General features: G+C 69.6%; 21 protein-coding genes. 8 read left to right on the forward strand and 13 right to left on the reverse strand.

The annotated features are described in order from the left end of the window. Positions 1-54 precede the first annotated feature (54 nt). On the forward strand, positions 55-1,797 hold the full coding sequence (locus tag Q7V15_RS04845; protein ID WP_304754231.1) for a gamma-glutamyltransferase family protein: 1,743 nt from the start codon (positions 55-57) through the stop codon (positions 1,795-1,797). 11 nt (positions 1,798-1,808) lie between these two features. Here Q7V15_RS04845 and Q7V15_RS04850 read toward each other — a convergent pair whose 3' ends face one another. From Q7V15_RS04850 to Q7V15_RS04865, 4 genes are all read right to left on the reverse strand, one after another. Next, positions 1,809-3,320 carry a HAMP domain-containing sensor histidine kinase gene (locus tag Q7V15_RS04850; protein ID WP_304754232.1) on the reverse strand — a complete coding sequence of 504 codons (1,512 nt, stop codon included), beginning with the start codon at positions 3,318-3,320 and terminating at the stop codon, positions 1,809-1,811. Positions 3,321-3,392: 72 nt separating this feature from the next. Then, positions 3,393-4,439: a quinone-dependent dihydroorotate dehydrogenase gene (locus Q7V15_RS04855; RefSeq protein ID WP_304754234.1), complete on the reverse strand. Its 1,047-nt coding sequence runs from the start codon at positions 4,437-4,439 to the stop codon at positions 3,393-3,395. Further along, positions 4,436-4,777 (reverse strand): DUF952 domain-containing protein, encoded by a 342-nt coding sequence (locus tag Q7V15_RS04860; protein WP_304754236.1) that lies wholly within the window; start codon positions 4,775-4,777, stop codon positions 4,436-4,438. The genes Q7V15_RS04855 and Q7V15_RS04860 overlap by 4 nt, the downstream gene beginning before the upstream one ends. Beyond that, entirely contained in the window at positions 4,774-5,277 is a 504-nt protein-coding gene (locus Q7V15_RS04865; protein WP_304754238.1) for a histidine phosphatase family protein, read from the reverse strand. Before Q7V15_RS04865 ends, Q7V15_RS04860 begins: the two co-directional genes overlap by 4 nt. A gap of 92 nt (positions 5,278-5,369) precedes the next feature. Here Q7V15_RS04865 and Q7V15_RS04870 point away from each other — a divergent pair, with 92 nt between their 5' ends. Together Q7V15_RS04870 and metW are read left to right on the forward strand one after the other, a co-directional pair. After that, positions 5,370-6,530 carry a homoserine O-acetyltransferase gene (locus Q7V15_RS04870; protein WP_304754240.1) on the forward strand — a complete coding sequence of 387 codons (1,161 nt, stop codon included), beginning with the start codon at positions 5,370-5,372 and terminating at the stop codon, positions 6,528-6,530. After that, on the forward strand, positions 6,527-7,186 hold the full coding sequence (metW, locus tag Q7V15_RS04875; protein WP_304754241.1) for a methionine biosynthesis protein MetW: 660 nt from the start codon (positions 6,527-6,529) through the stop codon (positions 7,184-7,186). The genes Q7V15_RS04870 and metW overlap by 4 nt, the downstream gene beginning before the upstream one ends. Positions 7,187-7,188: 2 nt before the next feature. Here metW and Q7V15_RS04880 read toward each other — a convergent pair whose 3' ends face one another. The 3 genes from Q7V15_RS04880 to Q7V15_RS04890 form a co-directional block, all read right to left on the reverse strand. Beyond that, positions 7,189-10,302, reverse strand: a complete 3,114-nt coding sequence (locus Q7V15_RS04880) for an autotransporter outer membrane beta-barrel domain-containing protein (RefSeq protein ID WP_304754243.1) — start codon at positions 10,300-10,302, stop codon at positions 7,189-7,191. 197 nt (positions 10,303-10,499) lie between these two features. Continuing rightward, on the reverse strand, positions 10,500-10,844 hold the full coding sequence (locus Q7V15_RS04885) for a P-II family nitrogen regulator (RefSeq protein ID WP_300577982.1): 345 nt from the start codon (positions 10,842-10,844) through the stop codon (positions 10,500-10,502). A gap of 137 nt (positions 10,845-10,981) precedes the next feature. Continuing rightward, a complete protein-coding gene (locus tag Q7V15_RS04890) occupies positions 10,982-11,731 on the reverse strand; it encodes a class I SAM-dependent methyltransferase (protein ID WP_304754245.1) in 750 nt (249 codons plus the stop codon). A 203-nt stretch (positions 11,732-11,934) separates the two neighbouring features. On the opposite strand from Q7V15_RS04890, the gene gloB reads away from it, so the two are divergent. Further along, on the forward strand, positions 11,935-12,696 hold the full coding sequence (gloB, locus tag Q7V15_RS04895; RefSeq protein WP_304754247.1) for a hydroxyacylglutathione hydrolase: 762 nt from the start codon (positions 11,935-11,937) through the stop codon (positions 12,694-12,696). A gap of 30 nt (positions 12,697-12,726) precedes the next feature. Here the strand turns inward: gloB and Q7V15_RS04900 are convergent, their stop codons facing one another. From Q7V15_RS04900 to Q7V15_RS04910, 3 genes are read right to left on the reverse strand one after another with little or no spacing between them, the layout of a single operon-like run. Then, a complete protein-coding gene (locus Q7V15_RS04900; RefSeq protein ID WP_304754249.1) occupies positions 12,727-13,497 on the reverse strand; it encodes a DUF4908 domain-containing protein in 771 nt (256 codons plus the stop codon). Between the two features lie 52 nt (positions 13,498-13,549). Further along, positions 13,550-14,275, reverse strand: coding sequence for a beta-ketoacyl-ACP reductase (locus Q7V15_RS04905; RefSeq protein ID WP_304754251.1), 726 nt, complete (start codon positions 14,273-14,275; stop codon positions 13,550-13,552). A 51-nt stretch (positions 14,276-14,326) separates the two neighbouring features. After that, a complete protein-coding gene (locus tag Q7V15_RS04910) occupies positions 14,327-15,502 on the reverse strand; it encodes an acetyl-CoA C-acetyltransferase (protein WP_304754253.1) in 1,176 nt (391 codons plus the stop codon). 170 nt (positions 15,503-15,672) lie between these two features. Between Q7V15_RS04910 and phaR the strand changes: the two genes are divergently transcribed. Continuing rightward, the gene (gene phaR, locus Q7V15_RS04915) at positions 15,673-16,290 is read left to right on the forward strand and encodes a polyhydroxyalkanoate synthesis repressor PhaR (RefSeq protein WP_304754255.1); all 618 of its coding nucleotides are present in this window, start codon (positions 15,673-15,675) and stop codon (positions 16,288-16,290) included. 120 nt (positions 16,291-16,410) lie between these two features. Continuing rightward, positions 16,411-16,743: a hypothetical protein gene (locus tag Q7V15_RS04920; protein WP_304754257.1), complete on the forward strand. Its 333-nt coding sequence runs from the start codon at positions 16,411-16,413 to the stop codon at positions 16,741-16,743. A 45-nt stretch (positions 16,744-16,788) separates the two neighbouring features. Here Q7V15_RS04920 and Q7V15_RS04925 read toward each other — a convergent pair whose 3' ends face one another. From Q7V15_RS04925 to Q7V15_RS04935, 3 genes are all read right to left on the reverse strand, one after another. Then, on the reverse strand, positions 16,789-17,097 hold the full coding sequence (locus Q7V15_RS04925) for a helix-turn-helix domain-containing protein (protein ID WP_304754258.1): 309 nt from the start codon (positions 17,095-17,097) through the stop codon (positions 16,789-16,791). Between the two features lie 162 nt (positions 17,098-17,259). Further along, a complete protein-coding gene (locus Q7V15_RS04930) occupies positions 17,260-17,691 on the reverse strand; it encodes a hypothetical protein (RefSeq protein ID WP_304754259.1) in 432 nt (143 codons plus the stop codon). A 105-nt stretch (positions 17,692-17,796) separates the two neighbouring features. Next, positions 17,797-18,522 carry a glycosyltransferase family 2 protein gene (locus Q7V15_RS04935; RefSeq protein WP_304754261.1) on the reverse strand — a complete coding sequence of 242 codons (726 nt, stop codon included), beginning with the start codon at positions 18,520-18,522 and terminating at the stop codon, positions 17,797-17,799. A 54-nt stretch (positions 18,523-18,576) separates the two neighbouring features. Here Q7V15_RS04935 and Q7V15_RS04940 point away from each other — a divergent pair, with 54 nt between their 5' ends. Both Q7V15_RS04940 and Q7V15_RS04945 read left to right on the forward strand, forming a co-directional pair. Then, positions 18,577-20,274, forward strand: a complete 1,698-nt coding sequence (locus tag Q7V15_RS04940) for a glycosyltransferase family 39 protein (RefSeq protein WP_304754262.1) — start codon at positions 18,577-18,579, stop codon at positions 20,272-20,274. Beyond that, the gene (locus tag Q7V15_RS04945) at positions 20,271-21,173 is read left to right on the forward strand and encodes a hydroxymethylglutaryl-CoA lyase (RefSeq protein WP_304754264.1); all 903 of its coding nucleotides are present in this window, start codon (positions 20,271-20,273) and stop codon (positions 21,171-21,173) included. The genes Q7V15_RS04940 and Q7V15_RS04945 overlap by 4 nt, the downstream gene beginning before the upstream one ends. Positions 21,174-21,176 lie beyond the last annotated feature (3 nt).

Here is a 21,176-nt window from a genome sequence, read left to right on the forward strand (position 1 = left end):
CCACTGCTGGGGGTTTAAGGTGCGCCACCGACCACCGCCAGCCCCCGGAGCGCCGTGTCCCCTCGTTTGAGTTCTCTGTCCCGCCTCACCCGCCTGCTGGTTCCGGGCGCGCTCTTCATCCTGGCCGCCTGCGCGCCGCTCCCGAAGGATGCGCCAAGCGCCGCGGCGCCTGCGGCGGTCGAGGCGGGTTCGGGTCAGGTCATGGTGGCCGCCGCCAATCCGCTGGCGGTGGAGGCCGGGCTGGAGATCCTGCGGGCGGGCGGGTCCGCGGTGGACGCCGCCGTGGCGGTTCAAGCGGTGCTAGGCTTGGTGGAGCCGCAGAGCTCGGGCCTGGGCGGCGGCGCCTTCCTGGTCCACTACGACGCCGAAACCGGCGCCGTCAGCGCCTATAATGGCCGGGAAACCGCGCCGGCCGCGGCCACCCCGGACATGTTCCTGAACGCCGAGGGCAAGCCCCTGCCCTTCGTCCAGGTGCTGCTCAGCGGCCGGTCCACCGGCGCGCCTGGCGCCGTCGCCATGCTGCACATGGCCCAGGCCGAGCATGGTCGGCTGGAATGGAGCCAGCTCTTTGGCGCCGCCGAGCGGCTGGCCGAGGACGGCTTCATCGTCAGCCCCCGCCTGGCCGAGATGATCGTCAGCCGGGCCCCCCAGGCCAAGGCGCCGGACGCGGTCGCCTATTTCTCCAAGCCGGATGGAACGCCCCACCAGGCCGGCGACCGGCTGAAGAACCCGGCCTACGCCGCCACGGTGCGCAGGATCGCCGCCGAGGGGCCAGCCGCCCTGATGCAGGGCGAGATCGCCCAGGCCATCGTGGCGCGGGTCGGCGAGGGCGACCTGCCTGGCGCCCTCACCCTGGCTGACCTGGCGAGCTACCGTCCCCAGAAGACCGAGGCGCTGTGCCGGCCCTACCGCATCTATGTGGTCTGCACCCCGCCCGCGCCGTCCGGCGGCCCGGCGGTGCTGGAAGGTCTTGGCCTCCTGGAACACACCGCCATCGCCGACCATCCCAACACCGCCCAGGGCTGGTACCTGTTCACCCAGGCCAGCCGGCTGATGTACGCCGACCGCGACCGCTATATGGGCGATCCCGACCATGTGGATGTGCCCACCGAGGGCCTGCTGGATCGCAGCTATCTGGCCGCCCGCGCCGCGCTGATCGGGCCCCGGGCGGGTCCGCCGCCGGCGCCCGGGACGCCCAAGGGCGCTGGGATTCGCGCGCCCGACACCACCCGCGAGGTCTCTGGCACATCGCACTTCGTCATCGTCGACGCCCAGGGGGATGCGGTCTCCATGACCACCACGGTGGAGAGCATCTTTGGATCAGGCCGGATGGTCGGGGGCTTTTTCCTCAACAACCAGCTCACCGACTTCGCCTTCGCCCCGGCAAATACCGACGGGACGCCAGCGGCCAACGCCATCGCCGGCGGCAAGCGGCCGAGGTCATCCATGGCGCCGGCCATCGTCCTGGACGGCGAGGGCCGGATGCTGGCGGCGGTGGGGTCCCCCGGCGGCACCTCGATCCTGGCCTATAATCTGAAGGCCCTGGTGGGGATGCTGGACTGGAAGCTGCCGGTCGCCGAGGCCCTGGCCCTGCCCAATCTGATCGCCCGGGGAACATCCTACGCCGCCGAGGGCGACAAGTTCGCGCCCGAGGTGGTTGAGGGCCTGGCCGAGCGGGGCGTCGTCTTCACCACCGTGGGGGGCGAGGGCTCGGGCCTTCATGCGGTGATGGTGACCCCCAACGGCCTGGACGGCGCCGCCGATCCCCGCCGGGAAGGCGTGGCGCGCGGCTTCTAGCCTGCCCGAACTCAGGCGCCTCTGCGGGCGATCCTGGGGGTCTTGCGCACGCGACGGGGGGCGGGCGCAGGGGCGACGGCCGCTGGCGCTCCGGGCAGTCTCAGCTCGAAGACCGAGCCCTCAGGGCCGGTCGACGCCAGGGTCAGGTCGCCCCCATGGCCCTGGGCGAGCTCCCGGGCGATGGCCAGGCCCAATCCCGCCCCGTCAGGTCGCCCGGAGCCGGCGAAGGGCAGGAAGAGACGCTCGCGCACCCGCTCGGGCACCCCCGGGCCATCATCGGCCAGGCGCAGGCGGCTCTCGCCCTCGGCCTGATCCAGGGTCACCAGGATGACTCCGCGTCCGTCGCGGTCCGGCTGCTGCTCGATGGCCTCCCGGGCGTTGCGCATCAGGTTGACCAGAATCCGGTGCAGCTGGTCGGGATCGGCGATGATCTGATCGGTGTCCCCGAGGCGAGACTCCAGGCGCACGCTATCGGGTGTCAGGCGAGCCTCCTCGGCGGCCATGGCCACCGCCTCGGCCACGGGGGTGGGGCGGACCTCCGGCGGCGGCTCCTGGGTCTTGCCATAGGTGAGGACGTGCGAGGCGAGCTTCACCGCCCGGTCCAGGGCCCGCTCCAGCCTGGGCAGGGCGCGGCTGACATCAGGGTCGGCCGAGGCCGCCAGCCGTTCGGAGGCGATCTGAGCGCTGGTCAGCATGTTGCGCAGGTCGTGATTGATCTTGGCCACCGCCTCCCCCAGGGCCGCCAGCCGGGCCCGGGCGTTCAGCGCCGCGCGAAGGTCCCCCTGCATCAGGGCCAGCTCCACCTCGGCGCGACCGATCTCGTCACGGCGCCCAGACAGCTTGACGCTCGCACGGGGATCGTCCGGGTCAGCCCGGAACAACTCCATGCCCCGGGTGATCCGCTGCATGGGGCGCACCAGGAACAGGTTGAGGGAGAGATAGACCAGACCCCCGGCCATGGCCGAGACAAAGGCGGTGACGGCGATCAGCCGCCAGAGATAGGCGATCAGGTCCTGACGGAGCTCATCATCTGGGGCGACGATCTCGATGAAGTCAGCGTCCCGGAACCGCGGCTCGGCCACCACCCGCACCATCCGGCCCTCGCCGCCGAACAGGGTCTGGAAAGGCGCCGCCAGCCAGGAGGCCACAGCCTGATCGCGCAGGTCCACCAGATAGGGGGTGCGGCTCATGTTCGACCCGCGCAGGACCAGACGGCGGACCCCATCGCTCTGGATGGCCACCCACTCCACCCCGGCCACTTCCAGCAGATCTGAGGAGAGTTGTTCGCTGACCACCCTGTCGGGGGCGACTTCGGTGGCCAGGGAGGCCAGCTCGGCGGCCCGCACTCGGTCCAGCAGCCATTGCTCCTCAAAGGCCGCCAGGGTCGGAGGCACGATCAAGGCGCCGCCAAACAGCACGAAGAGGCTGGTCAGGATCAGCAGGCGAGCAGAAAGGCCGCCCGGCCAGAAGAAGCCGCGTCTGGGGGGTCCCGAGGACTGCGGTGGCGAGGAAGGCTCCACCATGCCTGTCCGTTAATGCACCCCGCGTGATTGGGCAATGTGGCCGATCAATCCCGTGGCCTCGTTCCCTGGGGCTCAGGCGGTGGCCACCGCCTCGGCGGTGGACGAAAACCCGTCCGCCCGAAGCCGCGCGGCGAGGTCAGCCTTGATCCGCCCCACGAGGCCAGGGCCAGAGAACACCAGGGCTGAATAGAGCTGCACCACGCAGGCGCCGGCGCGGATCTTGGCGTAGGCCTCGGCCCCGGAGCTCACCCCACCGGCTCCGGCCAGGGGGAAACGTCCGTCGGCGGCCTCGTGAAACAGGCGCAGGGTCTGGGTTGAGAGGGCCATCAGCGGCGCGCCGGACAAGCCGCCCGTCTCGCCCGCCTGCGCCGATCTGAGGGGCGGTCGCGAGACGGTGGTGTTGGAGACAATCACCGCATCGAGCCCCGCGGCCGCCACCACATCGCAGATCGCCTCGATCTCCGCCTCGTCCAGGTCCGGCGCCACCTTGAGGAACATGGGAACCTTGCCCTCGGCCGGCAGGGCGTCCCGGGCCTCGACCAGCCGGCCCAACAACTCCTCCAGGGCGCCGCGGGTCTGCAGGGCGCGAAGGCCCGGCGTATTGGGCGAGGAGATGTTGATGGTGAAGTAGGAGGCCAGCCCCCACAGGCGGCGCAAGCCCGTCACATAGTCCCCGACCCGGTCCTCGGACTCCTTGTTGGCGCCGATATTGGCCCCCACCACGCCCCCACGACGTCGCGCCAATCGGCCGGCGAAGGGCTCCAGGCCTTCATTATTGAAACCCATGCGATTGATCACCGCCCGGTCTTCGGACAGGCGGAAGAGGCGCGGGCGGGGATTGCCCGCCTGGGGCAGGGGGGTGACCGTGCCGCACTCCACAAAGCCGAACCCCGCCGCCAGCATCGGCCGGTAAACCTGAGCGTTCTTGTCAAAGCCAGCGGCCAGACCCACGCAATTGGGCAGCGACAGGCCCGCGAATGTGATGGCCAGGATGGGATCCCCAGGTCCTGGGGTTCTCGGTCCCAGGCCAGCCTGCAGGGCGCGAATCGTCAGGTCATGGGCCTGTTCCGGATCCAGCTGACGCAGGGCAACAGCGGCGAGATCATGAACGATGCTCATGCCAGTCCTGTCAGGTTTGGAACCCCGTCGGGACCCAGGGGCGCCTCATGGATCGCACGGACCTTGGCCGCCTCCAGGGGGCCATAGAGGTGGGGGAACAGCTCCCCGCCCCGGGACACCTCCCAGACCACGGCCTCGCCGAGATCGCTGACCTCCAGCTCAAGGACCACAAGATCGGCCTGGCCGGCAAAGTGACGCCGCGCCGTCTCCTGCGCCTGGGCCGCCGTGGAGAGGTGGATGTAACCATCCTCAAGATCGACGGCTGAGCCGAGGAACTGTCCGGCCATCCGCGCCGCCGACCATTCGCTCCGGCGCAGAATCTTATAGATGCGGGTCAATCGTAACCTCCCCGGGGGGGCGTCATCAGGCCGTCATAGACCGGACGGCCCTGTCCATCGAAGAGGAAAACCGCCGCCGCCGAGGTGGGGAATCGCGCCCTGGCCGACTGCAACAGGTCCGGCGAGGCTCCGCCCTCCACCAGCAGGCGCAGGACCAGCTCGTGCAGGCCGGGATTGTGGCCGATGACCATCAGGGCGTCACTCGAGCCCGCCGCCTCGCGCACCCTCGCCAGCACGGTCTCAGCCTCGGCATGATAGAGGTCGTCGTGAAAACGCACCTCGCACGCGGGGCATACGCCCTTCAGGGCCTCCCAGGTCTCACGGGTGCGGGCGGCGGTGGACACCAGGGCGAGGTCCGGCCGAAATCCCATTTCCGCCAGACGTTCGCCGGCTTGCCGGGCGTCCTTCGCCCCGCGGGGGGTGAGACGCCGCGCGAAGTCGTCGCCGCTCGGGGAGTCCCGCTCAGCCTTGCCATGACGCAAGAGGATCAGCCGCTGCATTCCCACTCCATAGCCCAAGGCCGCACCCATAGCGCGACCCTGACCGGACGCGAAGCGGTTGACAGTCGCGGAGCTTGGCGGTCCAAGGCGGCATGAGCGACACGGCGGTTCCGATCCCGGCCATTGAAACCAACGGCGGAACCCTGCGCCTGCCCGCCGACGCCCCCCTACGCCTCGACTCCGGGGCCACGCTGGCGCCTCTTGAGGTCGCCTACAAGACCTATGGGCGACTGAACGCGACGCGATCCAACGCCGTGCTCGTCTGTCACGCCCTGACCGGCGACCAGCATGCGGCCTCGACCCATCCCATCACCGGCAAGCCCGGCTGGTGGAGCCGGGTGATCGGCCCTGGCCTGCCGCTGGATCCCGACCGCTATTTCATCATCTGCACCAATGTGATCGGCGGCTGCATGGGGTCCACCGGACCCTCCTCGATCGATCCGGCCACGGGCAAGCCCTACGGCCTGACCTTCCCGGTGATCACCATCGCCGACATGGTCCGCGCCCAGGCCATGCTGCTGGACGCCCTGGAGATCGAAACCCTGTTCGCCGTGGTCGGCGGGTCCATGGGCGGCATGCAGGTCCTGCAGTGGGCGGCTGACTATCCGCACCGGCTGCACTCAGCCATCTGTATCGCCGCGGCCGCCCGGCACTCGGCCCAGAACATCGCCTTCCACGAGGTCGGTCGTCAGGCGATCATGGCTGATCCGGACTGGCGTGGCGGCGCCTATGACGCCCATGGGGTCCGCCCCGAAAAGGGCCTGGCCGTGGCCCGCATGGCCGCCCACATCACCTATCTGTCCGAGGCCGCCCTGCAGCGGAAGTTCGGCCGCGAACTGCAAAGGGACGGCCTGTCCTGGGGCTTCGATGCGCCGGACTTCCAGGTGGAGAGCTATCTCCGCTATCAGGGCGCCTCCTTCGTCGACCGGTTTGACGCCAACTCCTATCTCTACATCACCCGCGCCCTGGACTATTTCGACCTGGCCGCCAGCCATGGCGGCGTGCTGGCCAACGCCTTTCGCAAGGCCCGGGACGTGCGGTTCTGCGTGCTCTCCTTCTCGTCGGACTGGCTCTATTCCACCGGTGAAAGCCGCGACATCGTCCGCGCCCTGAACGCCGCCGGCTGCCGGGCGAGCTTTGTGGAGATCGAGACCGACAAGGGCCACGACGCCATCTTCCTGGACGAGCCGGTGCTGGATTCCGCCCTCCGCGGCTTCTTTGAATCCCAGGCTTCCCGTCGGGGGCTGCCGTGAGCGCGCTGCGGGAAGACTTCAAGGAGATACTGCGCCTGGTGCGTCCCAACGCCCGGGTGCTGGACGTGGGCTGCGGCGAGGGCGAGCTGCTCGAACTGCTGACCCAGGAAAAGGCCGTCGATGGTCAGGGGCTGGAAATCAGTCCCAGCGGCGTGGCCGCCTGCCTGGCCAAGGGCATCGCCGCGGTCCAGGGGGACGGCGACCGCGACCTGGACCACTTCCCGACCCAGGCCTTCGACTACGCCATCCTGTCCAAGACCCTGCAGCAGATGCGCGAACCCCGGCACGTCCTCTCGGAGCTGCTGCGGATCGCTGACCGGGCCATCGTCTCAGTGCCGAACTTCGGCCACTGGCGGGTCCGTTGGGCGCTGCTGACCCAGGGCCGCATGCCCGAGACCAAGGCCCTGCCCGAACCCTGGTGGTCGACGCCGAACATCCACCTCTGCACCCTCCGCGACCTGACGACGCTCTGTGATGAGCTGGGCTTTCGGATCGAGGCCTGCGCCGCCGTCAGCCGCGGCCAGCCGGCCCGCAGCATCGATCCCTCCCGCGCCATCGAGAACTGGCGGGCCGAGACCGCGCTGTTCCTGCTGACCCGCGAACGCCCGCGACCACCAGCCCCGAAGCCGGCGGTCACGGGCGACCTGTTCGACTAGAGCTAGAACGCCAGGCGCGCGGTGACCCGGGCGTCATAGGCCTGGTAGTCCCCCCGCAATTCGCCGCCGCCCTCGAGGGCCAGGTCGAAGTGGCGGCTCAGACCCCGGACGCCCAGGCGAACCACCATGGCGCCGTCATCCAGTTCCGGCGCGGTCAGGGTGAAGGCCGGTCCGCCGCTGACGAAGCGGGCGGTGGTCGCGCCTGCCCCATCGCCAGTCAGGGCTCGGTAGCCCGCGGTCACCTCGGGCCGCCACAGCATCCGCTCGGGATCTCCGAAGGTGGCGCCGAGCGCCAGGCCGGCGAAGGCCGCCAACTGTTGACCCGTGCGATCCTCGATCGCGAGGTCGACCGCCTCTCCGCCGCCGCTCTCGGTGCGGCCATCCTCCCCCAGATAGACATAGTCGGCCCGCAGCATCGGCCGGACGTAGTAGCGACCGGCTCCAGCCGTCCATGACAGGGCCAGATGCGCCGTCCCCAGGGCTGCGTTCCAGTCGGAGGTCGCGGTCCGCGACAGGCCAGCGTCAAGGTCGGCCACCACCCGTTCGCCCTTGAACCAGGCATAGCCGCCGGTGGCGCCCGCCGAGGCCTGCAATCCCCCCGCCGAGGCCCGCCAGTAGACGCCCGCCGAAAGGGTTGAGCCGCTGAGGGTTTCGGCGGCGGCGGCGCCGTTCTCCTCCACATTCACATTGAGGAAGCTGGTCTGGATCCCGAAGGTCCCAAGGGCGGTTTCACCCCCCTCGACCCCGGCGGCGAAGCCGAACCCGTCAGCCTCAAATCCGGCGGCCCCATCCAGGTCCTGACGGTGGATGACGCCAATCTCCTGCGCCCAGCCGCGTCGGCGGCCCCGGGGCAGCAGGCCCTCGGTCTCGTCGATGCCCCGGGCCGTCGCCTCCTGGGCCACAGCGATCACCCGGAACAGGGCGCCCGAATAGTCCGGCAGGAACTGGTTATAGAGCCTGTTGAAGCCCGCCGCGTCGGTCTTGGACAACAGGGCGTCGCGGACGGCGGCGTCCCGGTCGAAGGCCTCGAAGACCGCTTCATAGGCGCCCGCATGGGCCGCGCCCAGGCCCGCCTCCTCGGCGGAGCGGCGACGGACGTCGGCGATGATCCTGTCCTGACCCTCGTCCACCCGCAGGCTGGTGCGATACAGCCACGGCCCCTCCGCCAGGAGCCCTTCATTGAGGGCGCCGCTGACCTGCAGATCGCTGGCCTGAATCAGGGTGAAGCTGGCGGGCCCAGTCAGCTTGGAGGTGAAGCGCAGGCCGATCTGCGCCCCCTCGGCGACCACCGCCTGGCCCGCGACGTCGAAGCGGCTGGCTGTGCCGGCGACGGGGTCGGCGGTGAGCACCAGCTTGGCGTCCGAACCGAGGCTCAGGCTGTCCAGGCTGAGCGCGCCGGTGTTGGTGGTGGTCAGGCGACCATTGCCCACCGTGATCGCCAGTCCCCCGCCCGCATCGCTCAGGGCGCCCCAATAGGTCGCGCCGCCATTGAGGGTCAGGTTATCGGCGCCGCCGCCGAAGGCCAGGGCGCCGGTCATCTGGCCGGCCAGCAGCTCCATCCGGGCCGGGCCAGAGCCGAACAGGACGTCTCCGGTGATGGTCGGGACCACGGTCTCGCTGGCGTTGGCGCTCTGGCGAACCGTAACGCCCGTGGTGTTGGCGCGCAGGTCCAGGGCGACGGCCCGCCCCTCGACCGCCTCGCCGGCGGCCGGGGCGAAGGCGGCGCTGATCAGGCCGGTGTTCTCCACCAGGCTCAGGGTTCCGGCGGCGTCCAGCACGGCGGTGGCCGACCCCTTGGCCCCGGTGATCGCAGAGAAGATCGTGCCGTGATTGGTGAGACGGTCAGCGGCGGCGCCGACGTCGATCTGGATGGCGCGGACATCCACGGCGGAGTCCGACACCGCCCGGCCCCGGATGGTCCCGCTATTGGCGATGACCGGAGCGGTCGCTCCGGACTTCAGATGCAGGCCGACGGCGCCAGCCTGGACCGCGTCGCCGGACACCAGGCCGCCCACCTGGATTCCCCCGGTGATGTTCGCAGCCCCGCCCTGTCCGCCGATCTCGATCCCAAGGCCGCGGACGCCGTCATAGAGGCCCACCCCCTGGACCGTGCCATTCACCACCAGGCCAAATCCGCCTCCGCCCACCGTCCCCAGGAAGAGGTCTTCGGCGCCGCCGATCTGCAGGCCCGCCGCGGCGCCATAGCTGGTGATCACCCCGGTGGACTCGCTGGCGTCGGGCACGCCGTCGCCGTCCTCATCATCATTATCGGGGTCATTGTCCGCCGGCGGCGCGTCCACCAGGACGCCCCCCTGCACGCTGCCGCGGACCCGCACCGCCGGCCCGCCCTGCAAGAGATCGTCAGCGTCCAGCTTGCTGACATCGGCGGGCCTGGTCGTATAGCGATAGCCCGTGGCGGTCACAGCCCCGCCGAGGATCAGGGTCCCGCCCACATGCCCGTCGACGGCCACCCCGACGGACTCTGCGCCCTGGACCACCACCCCGCCGGTGGTGACCACATCGCCCCCCACCGTGCTGGCCGCCCGAATTCCATAGCTACGATCCCCCAGCACCGAGATGGACCCCGCGGCGCGGATCGGACCATCGACGGCGCTTTCCGCCAGGATGCCCGCCGAATCATTGCCCTCGACCGTGATGGAGCCGCCGGTCTGCACGATGGAGCCATGAAAGGCCTCGCTGCCTGTGACCCGCACCCCGAAACGACGGACGCCTGTGGCGAAGGGGCCATCCAGGTCGCCATCGGAATCGGAGTCCGTCGGCTCATAGGTTTCGTCGACCCGCAGGACGCCGGACAGGACGACCTCTCCGCGGCGACCGCCCTCCACCAGCAGGGCTGTGGCGTCATTGGCGTCGGTGATGACCACCTCGCCCTCGATGGCGACGCTGTTGTCACTGTTGAGGGTCACCGCTGCGCCCCCCGCCGGCTTCACCGATCCGGCGCTGGAGATTCGCAGATTGTCGGGGGCGCCGGACGCCGCCGTGGCGGTGGTGACCGGCGTGGTGCGCGCCTCGCCGATGACGGTCTCCGCCCGGGCGACGCCCGCGGCCAGAATGAGAGGGCCAATCGCCGCCGCACTGAGCCAACGCCTGTCCATAATACCCCTCCAATGTGGCCGAAATGGCGACTTTGGAGCGGAAATGGCCCCCAAATGCGGAGGAAGTCGGGAGCCAATGAGGCCATGCCGGGGCCAATAGGGGCGGAGATAAGGCGCGGAAAATCGCCGTTCTTCCGAGGCGAGTCGAAAGATTCCTACTATCTCAGGCTGTTAGCTTCACCACACCCGCGTCGGGCCTATCCGGCAATGGCGGCGGCGTCCCGGTCGCCCGTGCGAATTCGCAGGGCCTGCTCCAGGTCGAGGACGAAGACCTTGCCGTCGCCGATCTTGCCGGTGTTGGCGGTGCGGGCCACCGCCTCGATCACCGCATCGGCGATATCGGAGGGCACGGCGATTTCCAGCTTCACCTTGGGCAGGAGCTTCACCTCATACTCGGCCCCGCGATAGACCTCGGTCTTGCCCCGCTGCCGGCCATAGCCGCGAACCTCGGTGACAGTTAAGCCCGAGGCGCCGGCCTCGGTGACAGCTTCGAGCACCGCGTCTAGGCGGCTGGGCTTGATGACCGCGACGATCATCTTCATGGCGACGGGTCTCCGCTGAGGGTCGGCGGAATGCCGAACAGGTCTAGAGAAGCTAGGACGTTCCGCGCCCGCCTCCAAGGGTGCGGAGGGGGATGGATGACGGGCGCCTGCGCCTTAGGCGCCTTTGGAACCGATCGTCAGGGGCTGGGGTTGCGCCGCGCCGGATCGCGGGTCGCCGGGATCGGCGCCATGACAGGCCGCGCGCCCCTGGATTTCACCCGCTGCGGACGGGCCTTGATGGCGTAGGTCTGCTTGATCGCTTCGATGAGCACCACACCGGAAAAGCGCGGCCACAGACGCGATCCGGCCTGCTCGAAGGTCTCGGCCTGACCCGACAGCCAGGACACCGGAGGCGCATACAGGGCGCGGGTGTAGCCGAGGGGTTCGAACTCCGCCTCCCGGATCAGTTGCGCCAGCTGGCGGCGGCTATAGGGACGCCCATGGCCAAAGGGGGTGCTCTCGGCGTTGGCCCACAGGCCGTCCCGGGCGGCGACCGCCACGATCACCCGCCCCGACGGCGCCATCACCCGCCAGACCTCCCGCAGCAGGGCCGTGGGATCAGGGCTTTCCTCCAGGGCGTGGATCACCAGGATTCGGTCGAACAGCGCATTCTGGAACGGCAGGGCGTCTTCATGCGCCAGGGTGGTCAGTCCGCCGCCGACTCCGGGCCAGATCTCCACCCCCTGCTGAGCGGGCATGGCCGCCACCACCCGCCGCGCCCGGGGACGGAAGGCGCCCAGATAGGGGGTGGGGTAGCCGAGGCCCAGGACGTCCAGCCCGGCGGCGTCCCCCCAGGTTTCGGTGAGTTTGCGGCCGACCATGGCGCGGGCCATGCGCCCCAGCTCGGAGGCGTAGAAGGCGCGCAGATCAAGGATGTCTCGACGCATGGGCCTTCGGCGTTAGGATGAGACGCGAAAACCTATCCTAGAGCCTGATGCGATCAAACGGCATCGTCTGATCGTTGAATCAGGCTCTAAACTCCAAGTCTTGAGCGCGTTTCGTCCCGACAACCGGTTCCCACCTATCGGAACGCGCTCTGGATCGGCGGCTGGCGACTTGTCCCCCCGCCCGAACATGACGAGGCGCAAGCATGGCCCTGAGGGTCCACCAGTTTCCCTGCCTGTCCGACAATTATGGCTTCCTGATCCAGGATGAGGCCACCGGCCAGGCCGCCACCATCGACACCCCGGACGCCGGCGCCATCCTGGCCGAGCTGGACAAGACCGGCTGGACGCTATCCCTGATCCTCAACACCCACTGGCATCCCGACCACGCCGGCGGCAATGCGGAGATCCAGGCCGCCACCGGGGCCAGGATCATCGGTCCGGCCGAGGTGCGCAAAATCGCCCCCTTGGACCAGGCGGTCTTCGAGGGGGATGTGGTCGAGCTGGGGGAGACCCGGTTTTCCGTGCTGGAGGTGGGCGGCCACACCCTGGGCCATATCGCCTTCTATGACGCCGAAGACTCCATCGCCTTTGTCGGCGACACCCTGTTCGCCCTGGGCTGCGGGCGGATGTTCGAGGGGCAGCCGGATCAGATGTGGGCGAGCCTGCAGCGACTGGCGTCCCTGCCGGAGGCGACCACCGTCTATTGCGCCCACGAATATACCGCCGCCAACGCCCGCTTCGCCCTGTCGGTGGATGACGATCCCGCCGTCGCGGCCCGCGCCCAGGAGATTTTCGCCCTGCGCGCCGAGGGACGGCCCACCGTCCCGACCACCATCGGCCTGGAGCGGCGAACCAATCCGTTCCTGCGGGCGCCGCTGCTGGCGCCGAAGATGGGGACCCGCCTCGGCGCCGACCACGAGGCCTTCGCCGCGGTGCGGGCCGCCAAGGACAGTTTCAAGGGCTGATCAGTTCGAGGACTGACAGGGCGCTGAACCTCAGCGCGCGCCCGTCGCGGCGAGAATGCGCTCGGAGGACGGGCGGCCGGCCAGGCCATCCTCCGGCGTAATGGTGATCAGGATGACGCCGGCGCGCAGGCTGGCGCCCGGGCGGCGGCCTTCGACCAGGGTCACCTTCTCGATGCCGTTCAGCACGTTGCGGCCGCTGGAATCGGCTGACAGTCGCACCACCGCCTCGGCCGCCACCATGGCCGCGTCGGCCACCAGGGGCGCGGTCTCCGGTGAGGCGTCGGCCTCGAAGGGAATCAGTCGGCGGGCCGCCCGGCTGGCCCGGGCGCTGGCCTGGGCCAGGCGTTGCAGCAGGGCTTCTGGACCCAGCGTCGGCAGCCGAAGGGGGTTGCTCCCCCCGACCAGGGCCGCAGCGGCTCCGGAGGGGCGGGCGGGCGTGAACACTGTCAGGCCGCCCAGCCGGGTGGCGCGCAGCACCGGCTGGCCCAGATCGTTCTTGTAGATGATGTCGCCCCGGGGGGCGGGATGGGGTTGCAGCACCCAGACCTCGGCGCTGTCCTCAAACTTCATCATCGGCCGCGGGGTGGACCGGTCCAGGATGAAGCCGCCGCCGTCCTCCACCGCATATTTGGCCACCGGCGGAGCCGCAAATCGGCGGCTGTCATAGCGGCCCTCGCCGAAGAGACCCTCGCGCAGGGAGCCCGGCGCCGCGGCGGCGGGCGCGCCCGAGGCGATCCCGGCCACGGCGAGAGTCGCCGCGACCAGGAGTCTCAAGGGCAGCATGGGTCGAGCGCTCATCATGGGCGATCACACATGCCGTTCGACTGGGGCGCTTTTGAGACGAGACCGGCGTTCAGCCGGCCATGTACTGGCCGCCGTTCAGCGACAGGGTCGACCCCGTCACATAGCCGGCGTGCTCTCCGGCGAGGAAGGCCACCATGTCGGCGATCTCCTCACCCCGGCCAAGGCGACCGACGGGAATCTGGCTGATGATGCCCTTCAGCACCTCTTCGGGCACAGCGGTGACCATTTCGGTGTCGATATAGCCCGGCGCGATACAGTTCACCGTCACCCCCTTGCGGGCGTTCTCCAGGGCCAGGGCCTTGGAGAAGCCGATCATGCCGGCCTTGGCGGCGGAATAGTTGGTCTGACCCACCTGGCCCTTCTGGCCGTTGATCGACGAGATGTTGATGATCCGGCCCCACCCGCGCTCGCGCATGCCCTCGATCACCTGCCGGGTCATGTTGAACAGGGAGTCCATATTCACCCGGATCACGTCGGACCACTGCTCGGAGTCCATCTTGTGGAAGAAGCCGTCGCGGGTGATGCCGGCGTTGTTGACCAGCACATCCACGGGACCGAGCTCGGCTGTCACCTTGGCCACGGCGGCCTGACAGTCGGCGAACACGCCCACATTGCCCTTGACCACCATGATGCCCAGCTCCCGGGCGCAGGCCTCGGCCGCGGCCTCATTGCCGGAATAGCCGGCGGCCACATGGAATCCGTCGCTCTTCAGTCTTTCACAGATGGCCCGGCCGATTCCGCGCGTGCCCCCGGTGACGAACGCCACTCTGGCCATAGGATTCCTTCCCTGTTTGGATAGTCGCCGAAAGCTTGAACGCCTTCTGGCTCAGACTTTTTCGACACACATGGCCACGCCCATGCCGCCGCCGACACACAGGGTCGCCAGACCCTTGGCGGCGCCCGAGCGCTGCATTTCGTGCAGCAGGGTCGTGAGGATGCGCGCGCCTGACGCCCCGATCGGGTGACCGATGGCGATGGCGCCGCCATTCACATTGACCTTGTCCGGGTCGAGGCCCAGTTCGCGCACCACACAGATGGACTGGGCGGCGAAGGCTTCGTTGGACTCCACCAGGTCGAGGTCGGCGACGCTCCAGCCGGCCTTTTCCAGGGCCTTGCGGCTGGCGGGGATCGGTCCGGTCCCCATGATCTCGGGCTCGACGCCGGCATGGGCCCAGGAGGCGATGCGGGCCAGCGGCTTCAGGCCGCGGGCCTTGGCCTCGGCGGCGCTCATCACCACCAGGGCCGCGGCGCCGTCATTGAGGCCCGAGGCGTTGGCGGCGGTGACCGAGCCCTCCTTGTTGAAGGCCGGGCGCAGGCCCGAGACGCTTTCCAGCGTGGCCCCGTGGCGGATGTATTCGTCCTGGTCGACGATGGTGTCGCCCTTGCGGCCCTTGATGGTCACGGGCGCGATCTCGCCTGTGAACCTGCCGGCCTTCTGGGCGGCCTCGGCGCGGTTCTGAGAGGCGACGGCGAAATTGTCCTGATCGGCCCGGGTGATCTGCCAGCGGGCGGCGATGTTCTCGGCGGTCTGGCCCATGTGATAGCCGTGGAAGGCGTCCCACAGACCATCCTTGATCATGGTGTCGACAAAGGCCAGGTCGCCCATCTTCTGGCCCGAGCGCAGATGGGCGGCGTGCGGCGCCTGGCTCATGCTCTCCTGGCCGCCGGCGATGACGATCTTTGAAGCGCCCTCGGCCACCTGCTGGGCCGCCAGCGCCACGGCGCGCAGGCCCGAGCCGCACAGCTGGTTGAGGCTCCAGGCCGGGGCCTCAGCCGGAATGCCCGCCGCCATCGAGGCCTGTCGGGCCGGGCCCTGGCCGGCGCCGGCCTGCAGCACCTGGCCGAGGATCACCTCATCAATATCGGAGGGCTTCAGTCCCGCCTGGGCGATCGCCGCCGAGATGGCCACGCGGCCCAGCTCATGGGCCGGGAGACTGGCGAGGGCTCCATTGAACGAACCCACCGGCGTACGTGCGGCCGCGACGATCACCACTTCGGTCATATGACGCTTCTCCCTGGCGTTACCCGGCTATCTATCAGGATGAATAGGGGCTTGGGCAAGGCCGGCCGCGCAGGCGGGCTGGATTTGCGATTTCCCTCGCATCCGCGATACTGCGCTGCAAATGCCGCCTTCGGGACCGCCTGAGGCGCAAAAAAGGTTTGAGGATCGCCATGGCCGACACCCAGGACAGCGCCAAGAAGTCGAGCGGCGAGCGCGTCGTCATCAAGAAATATGCGAACCGCAGGCTCTACAACACGGCCTCAAGCTCCTACGTCACCCTCGAGCACCTGGCCGACATGGTGAAGCAGGGCGTCGATTTCGTGGTCTATGACGCCAAGACCAATGACGACATCACCCGCACGGTCCTGACCCAGATCATCTTCGAGGAAGAGAGCCAGGGGCAGAGCCTTTTGCCCATCCAGTTCCTGCGCCAGCTGATCGGCTTCTATGGCAACTCCATGGAGGCCTTCCTGCCGAGCTATCTGGAGCTGTCGCTGGCCACCTTCGCCCAGCAGCACGAGCGGATGCGCACCCAGTTCACCCAGATCGGCCAGGCCACGCCGCTGGGCGCCTATGACGACCAGATCCGCCAGAACCTGGCCATGTTCGACCGGGCGATGAAGATGTTCACCCCCTTCGCCTATCCGCCCGGCAAGGGCGAAGCCGACATCCCGCGCCCCGAAGGCGCCGCCGAACCGTCCGCCGCGCCCGACGATACGCTGAAGGCCCTGCAGGACCAGCTGGCCGCCATGCAGGCCCAGATCAACAAGCTGGCCTCGAAGGAGTAGGCTGGGAGGCCCGATCGACCAAGACCGGACGCCGCGGTTCGGAAAGTTCAGTCCCCTTGGGCGTTCCTTAAGGATGGCGGCGCCAGGGTGGTCCGCCCTGGTCCCAGAAGGAGCGCGCCCTTGACCTCGTCTGTCGATCCCATCCGTCGGGTCGCTCGCCTGAGCCGCCTGCGTCGTCGGACCGATCAGGCCCAGGCCAGCGGGCACGACGAGCATCCGAACCTGCCGGTTCCGGTGTCCCAGACCCTGCCCGACCAGCCCGCGCCGACCATCACCGCCGGCGGCCCAGCGGTCTTCACCGCCCATGTCATCGGCGAGGGCGGGCAGAAGCGGGGCCTGCGCGGTGGTCCGCCGACCCTGAACGCCGCCCGCAGCGCCTATACCCAGACCGAATATTCCGGCCGGGCCGACCGCCGGGCGCGCAAGGGCGGCCTGACCCGCACCGATATCTAGGTCTCCCGCGGCTGATCCGATGAGCGGCCTGTCGGACTGCGCGCTCTAGCTTTTCAACCGCGCCAGCTCGGCCTCCAGGGCCGCCACCCGACGCTCCAGGGCTGCGATCCGGGCCTCTGGCCCCGCGCCGGGAATGGGCGTTGAAATGCCGGCCTGCCGGGCGATTTCGGCCGGGCTGACCCCGAGCAGCTCGGCGAAAACCCCCACCTCGTCCGCCGACAGCTCCCGCTGGTCCTTGTAGGCCAGCGCCAGGTCGGCCTCGCTCATGCCGGCGGCGGCGGCCAGGACCCGGCGGGTCAGGCCCCGCTGCGCCAACTGGGCGTCGAACCATGCCGCATCAAAAAACAGAGCCACAGGTCCCAGACCCTCCGAACTTGGCGCCGGTCTTGCTTAACCGGGGATAACCCTTTGTGCGTTTTCCAAGGTTGCGTCTCATGATGGCCCTGGCCACCCGCGTTTTCGACATCACCCTGGTCGCCCTGATCTTCACCGCCCTGACCTGAGGCCGACCCGGTTTCAGGCGCCGCCGGTGAAGTCGATGTCGCGACGGGCCGCGACAATGGTGACGATGAAGCCCGCCAGGACGTCCAACAGCACCATCAGGGTGATCAGGAAAAAGGTCGAGGTGGCGAAGGCCGGCGCCAGCAGAAACTGGATCAGGCAGACGATGAACAGGATCATCGACAGGGCGTGATTGACGATGGCCACCCCACGACTGGTGGTGGATTTCAGCAGCTCGATGAACAGCACCACCAGGGCCGCGGCCAGGAACAGGTCCCCCAGGGCCACCGGCCAGTCCACATTGGAGGCCATGCGGATGGTGAACAGCGCCTCGGTCATCCGGGCGTCGGCGTCCACCGCCGAGAACCCGCCCACCAGGGTCAGGGCGACGAGGTTGTAGACCAGCACCGGCAGGGCCAGCAGTGGAAATGCGGCGAAGTTGCGCAACGGTTCTTCCCCCAGGGGGCCGGGCGGCCCGGACCGATCTTAACCCCCAAGGCCGAGCTGCGGAAAGCGCCTGCACGCCCTGCGGGCGCCCCGCCGCCTCTGCTCTCAGATCTCGTCCACCCCTTGCGGCCGCCGCGACCGGCTCTGCAGCCACATGACCCCCAGGAGGTCCGAGGCCGAGGCCCAGAGCCGCCCAAGGTTGGTGTACTTCGAGGCGCCGGTCTGGCGATGACGGTGCCCCACCGGCAGGAAGGCCACCTGATAGCCTTCCCGCAGCATCAGGGCCGGCAGGTAGCGATGGATGTGATCAAAATAGGGAAGCTCCAGGAAGGCCTGGCGCCGGAAGGCCTTCAGGCCGCAGCCGGTGTCGTTGGCGGTGTCGCCCAGCAGGCGCTTGCGGACGCCATTGCCCAGCCGCGAGGCGATCTTCTTGGCGCGGCTGTCCTGCCGTTTGACCCGCTCCCCCCCCACCAGGGCCACCTGCGGCCCGGCCGCGGCCAGGGCGTCCACCAGGGCCGGGCCATCGGCAGGGTCGTTCTGACCGTCGCCGTCCAGGGTGACGATGATCGGCGCGCGGGCGGCCATGACGCCGGTGCGGATGGCCCGGCTCTGGCCGGAATTGCGCTGGTGCCGCAACAGACGCAGCTGCGGCAGCTCTCGCTTCAGGTCGGAGAGGACGGCGACCGTGGCGTCACGGCTGGCGTCATCCACGAAGATGATTTCAATATTTCGGTCGGAGAACGCCGTGGCGATCTCCCGGGCCAGGGCGGGCGCGGCGCCTTCTTCGTCGAAGACGGGAACGACCACGGAAATGTCAGGACTCGGGTGCATTCCCCTCAATAGCGGAAAACTTGGCCGGAGCCAGATCGTGCTATCACCGCAATCATGACGTTTCAGTCCAGTCTTCAATGGGCGAGCCAGGGCTGGCGCGGCCCGCTGTTCGCCGCCCTGCTGGCCATGGTCGCCGGCCTGCCCGGCGTGTTCGCCATGCCGCCGCTGGATCGCGACGAATCGCGATTCGCCCAGGCCACCGCCCAGATGCTGGAGACCGGCGACTTCGTGGTCATCCGCTATCAGGACGAGCCGCGGTTCAAGAAGCCGGTGGGCATCCACTGGCTGCAGGCCGCCAGCGTCTCGGCGGTCTCGGCGGTGGAGGACCGGGAGATCTGGGCCTATCGCCTGCCGTCCCTGCTGGGCGCCATGCTGGCCGCAGCGGCCTGCGCCTGGGGCGCCGCGGCCTTCTTCGGCGCGCCCGGCGGGCTGATCGCCGGGGCGCTCCTGGGCTCGAGCCTGCTGCTCTCCACCGAGGCCTTCATCGCCAAGACCGACGCGGTGCTCTGCGGATCGGTGGTTCTGGCCCTGGCCGCCCTGGGGCGGATCTATGGCGCGGCCCGGGGCGGGCCGCCCGCGGGATGGCGGACTCGCCTGCTGTTCTGGCTCGGGCTGTCCCTGGCCCTGCTGGTCAAGGGACCGGTCGGCCTGATGGTGGCGCTGCTCACCATCATCGCCCTTGTGGTCTGGGAGCGAAGGGCCGACTGGCTGGGGGGATTGGGCCTCACATGGGGGCCGATTCTGCTGGTCGGACTGGTGGGGCCCTGGGCCTGGGCGGTGACCGTGGCCACCGACGGGGCGTTCTGGAGCACCGCCCTGATGAGCGATCTCGCCCCGAAGCTGGCCGGCGGTCATGAGACCCATGGGGCGCCCCCGGGCTACCACCTGCTGGGCCTGAGCCTGCTGGCCTTTCCGATGACCCTGCTGATCCCCGCCGGCCTGATCGCGGCCTGGACCCGGCGCCACGAACCGGGGGTGCGGTTCGCCCTCTGCTGGCTGATCCCCACCTGGATCGTGTTCGAACTCGCCCCGACCAAGCTGGTCCACTACACCCTGCCAGTCTATGGCGCCCTGGCCTGGCTGGCCGCAGCCGCCCTGCAGGCGCCCCTGGGGCGCATCGCCCGCTGGACGGGGGCGGGCCTGGGCGCCTTGGCGGGCCTGATCCTGGCCGGGCTGTGCTTCGCCCTGTTGTCCAATTTCGGCGCCGCCGCCGATGTCACCGCTGCGGCCGCCGCCGGAGGCCTGCTGGCGGCGGCGGGCCTGCTGGGCGCCTTCATGCTCGTCAACCGCGCCCCTCGGGGGGCCATCGTCACCGCCATGGCCCTGACCGTGCTGGGGCACGGGGCCCTGTCGGCGGGGCTCGCCCCGGGTCTGGCGCCTCTCTGGTCCTCAGCCAGGGTGGCGCGGATCCTGGAGTCCGAGCGGCTGTTGCCGCGGCAGGGCATGGCGCCCTCCCCGGTCGCCGTCGCCGGATATGCTGAGCCGAGCCTGGTCTTCGCCCTGGGCACGCCGACCAAGCTTGGCGCGCCGGCCGACGCGGCCCAGGCCATCGCCACCTTCCGCCCCGCCGTCGTGGAGGCCGCCAGTGAGGCCGACTTCCGCCAGGCCCTCGACGACCGCGGCCTGCGGGTGCGCATGGTGCGTCAGGTGACCGGCTTGAACTATTCCAACGGGCGGCCGGTCGTGCTGCGGATCTATGTCAATGACGCGCCCCGGCCCCAAGCCCCCGCCGCCCCGGAGGCCCCGCCATGAGCCGCACCATCCAGATCGTCGAGGTCGGGCCCCGGGATGGCCTGCAGAATGAGAAGGTCCTGCTGGAGATCGACCAGAAGCTCGACTTCATCACCCGCCTGCGGGCCGCCGGCGCCCGGCGGATCGAGACCGTCTCCTTCGTCAATCCCAAGCGCGTGCCGCAGATGGCGGGCGCCGAGGAGATCATGGCCGCCCTGCCCGCCGAGGCCGGGTTCTCGCCCATCGGCCTTGTGCTGAACGCCCGCGGCTGGGAGCGGGCGGTGGCGGCGGGCTGCGCCGAGGCCAATGTGGTGGTCTGCGCCACCGACGGCTTCGGAATCCGCAACCAGGGCGCCACCACCGCAGAGCAGATGGACACCTTGGCCGCCATTGTTGAGCGCCGCCAGATCGAAGGCGGGCCGGTTCTGTCGGTGACCCTGTCGGTGGCCTTCGGCTGCCCCTTCGACGGGGAGGTCAGCACCGACCAGGTGGTGGCCCTGGCCGCAGCCGCCGCGAGCCTGGGGGTTCCAGAGATCGCCCTGGCCGACACCATCGGCGTCGCCGATCCCTGGACCGTGCGTGAGCGGATCACCGCCGTGCGCGCCGCCGCGCCTGACGCCGCCTTGCGGGTTCACTTCCACGATACGCGCAACACAGGCCTGGCCAACGCCTTCGCCGCCGTGGAGGCCGGGGTCGATGTGCTGGACGCCAGTTGCGGCGGCCTGGGCGGCTGTCCCTTCGCCCCGGAGGCCACGGGCAATATCGGCACCGAGGATCTGGTCTACATGCTGGAGCGGGCCGGGTTCGAGACGGGCTATGATCTCGACGCCCTGATCGAGACCGCCCGCTGGGTGTCGGGCCTGCTGGGCAAGCCGCCGGCGGCCTCGGTCAGCCGGGCCGGCGGATTTCCAAAGATCTGACTC

Origin of the sequence: Phenylobacterium sp., from assembly GCF_030651755.1 — a bacterium.
Classification (GTDB): Bacteria; Pseudomonadota; Alphaproteobacteria; order Caulobacterales; family Caulobacteraceae; genus Phenylobacterium.

Excerpts from the sequence above, each read along its gene's own strand:
- Q7V15_RS04850 (WP_304754232.1), bottom strand. The coding sequence starts at position 3,320 with ATGGTGGAGCCTTCCTCGCCACCGCAGTCCTCGGGACCCCCCAGACGC.
- Q7V15_RS04855 (WP_304754234.1), bottom strand. The coding sequence starts at position 4,439 with ATGAGCATCGTTCATGATCTCGCCGCTGTTGCCCTGCGTCAGCTGGAT.
- Q7V15_RS04865 (WP_304754238.1), bottom strand. The coding sequence starts at position 5,277 with ATGCAGCGGCTGATCCTCTTGCGTCATGGCAAGGCTGAGCGGGACTCC.
- Q7V15_RS04870 (WP_304754240.1), top strand. The coding sequence starts at position 5,370 with ATGAGCGACACGGCGGTTCCGATCCCGGCCATTGAAACCAACGGCGGA.
- Q7V15_RS04880 (WP_304754243.1), bottom strand. The coding sequence starts at position 10,302 with ATGGACAGGCGTTGGCTCAGTGCGGCGGCGATTGGCCCTCTCATTCTG.
- Q7V15_RS04885 (WP_300577982.1), bottom strand. The coding sequence starts at position 10,844 with ATGAAGATGATCGTCGCGGTCATCAAGCCCAGCCGCCTAGACGCGGTG.
- Q7V15_RS04890 (WP_304754245.1), bottom strand. The coding sequence starts at position 11,731 with ATGCGTCGAGACATCCTTGATCTGCGCGCCTTCTACGCCTCCGAGCTG.
- gloB (WP_304754247.1), top strand. The coding sequence starts at position 11,935 with ATGGCCCTGAGGGTCCACCAGTTTCCCTGCCTGTCCGACAATTATGGC.
- Q7V15_RS04900 (WP_304754249.1), bottom strand. The coding sequence starts at position 13,497 with ATGATGAGCGCTCGACCCATGCTGCCCTTGAGACTCCTGGTCGCGGCG.
- Q7V15_RS04905 (WP_304754251.1), bottom strand. The coding sequence starts at position 14,275 with ATGGCCAGAGTGGCGTTCGTCACCGGGGGCACGCGCGGAATCGGCCGG.
- Q7V15_RS04910 (WP_304754253.1), bottom strand. The coding sequence starts at position 15,502 with ATGACCGAAGTGGTGATCGTCGCGGCCGCACGTACGCCGGTGGGTTCG.
- phaR (WP_304754255.1), top strand. The coding sequence starts at position 15,673 with ATGGCCGACACCCAGGACAGCGCCAAGAAGTCGAGCGGCGAGCGCGTC.
- Q7V15_RS04935 (WP_304754261.1), bottom strand. The coding sequence starts at position 18,522 with ATGCACCCGAGTCCTGACATTTCCGTGGTCGTTCCCGTCTTCGACGAA.
- Q7V15_RS04940 (WP_304754262.1), top strand. The coding sequence starts at position 18,577 with ATGACGTTTCAGTCCAGTCTTCAATGGGCGAGCCAGGGCTGGCGCGGC.
- Q7V15_RS04945 (WP_304754264.1), top strand. The coding sequence starts at position 20,271 with ATGAGCCGCACCATCCAGATCGTCGAGGTCGGGCCCCGGGATGGCCTG.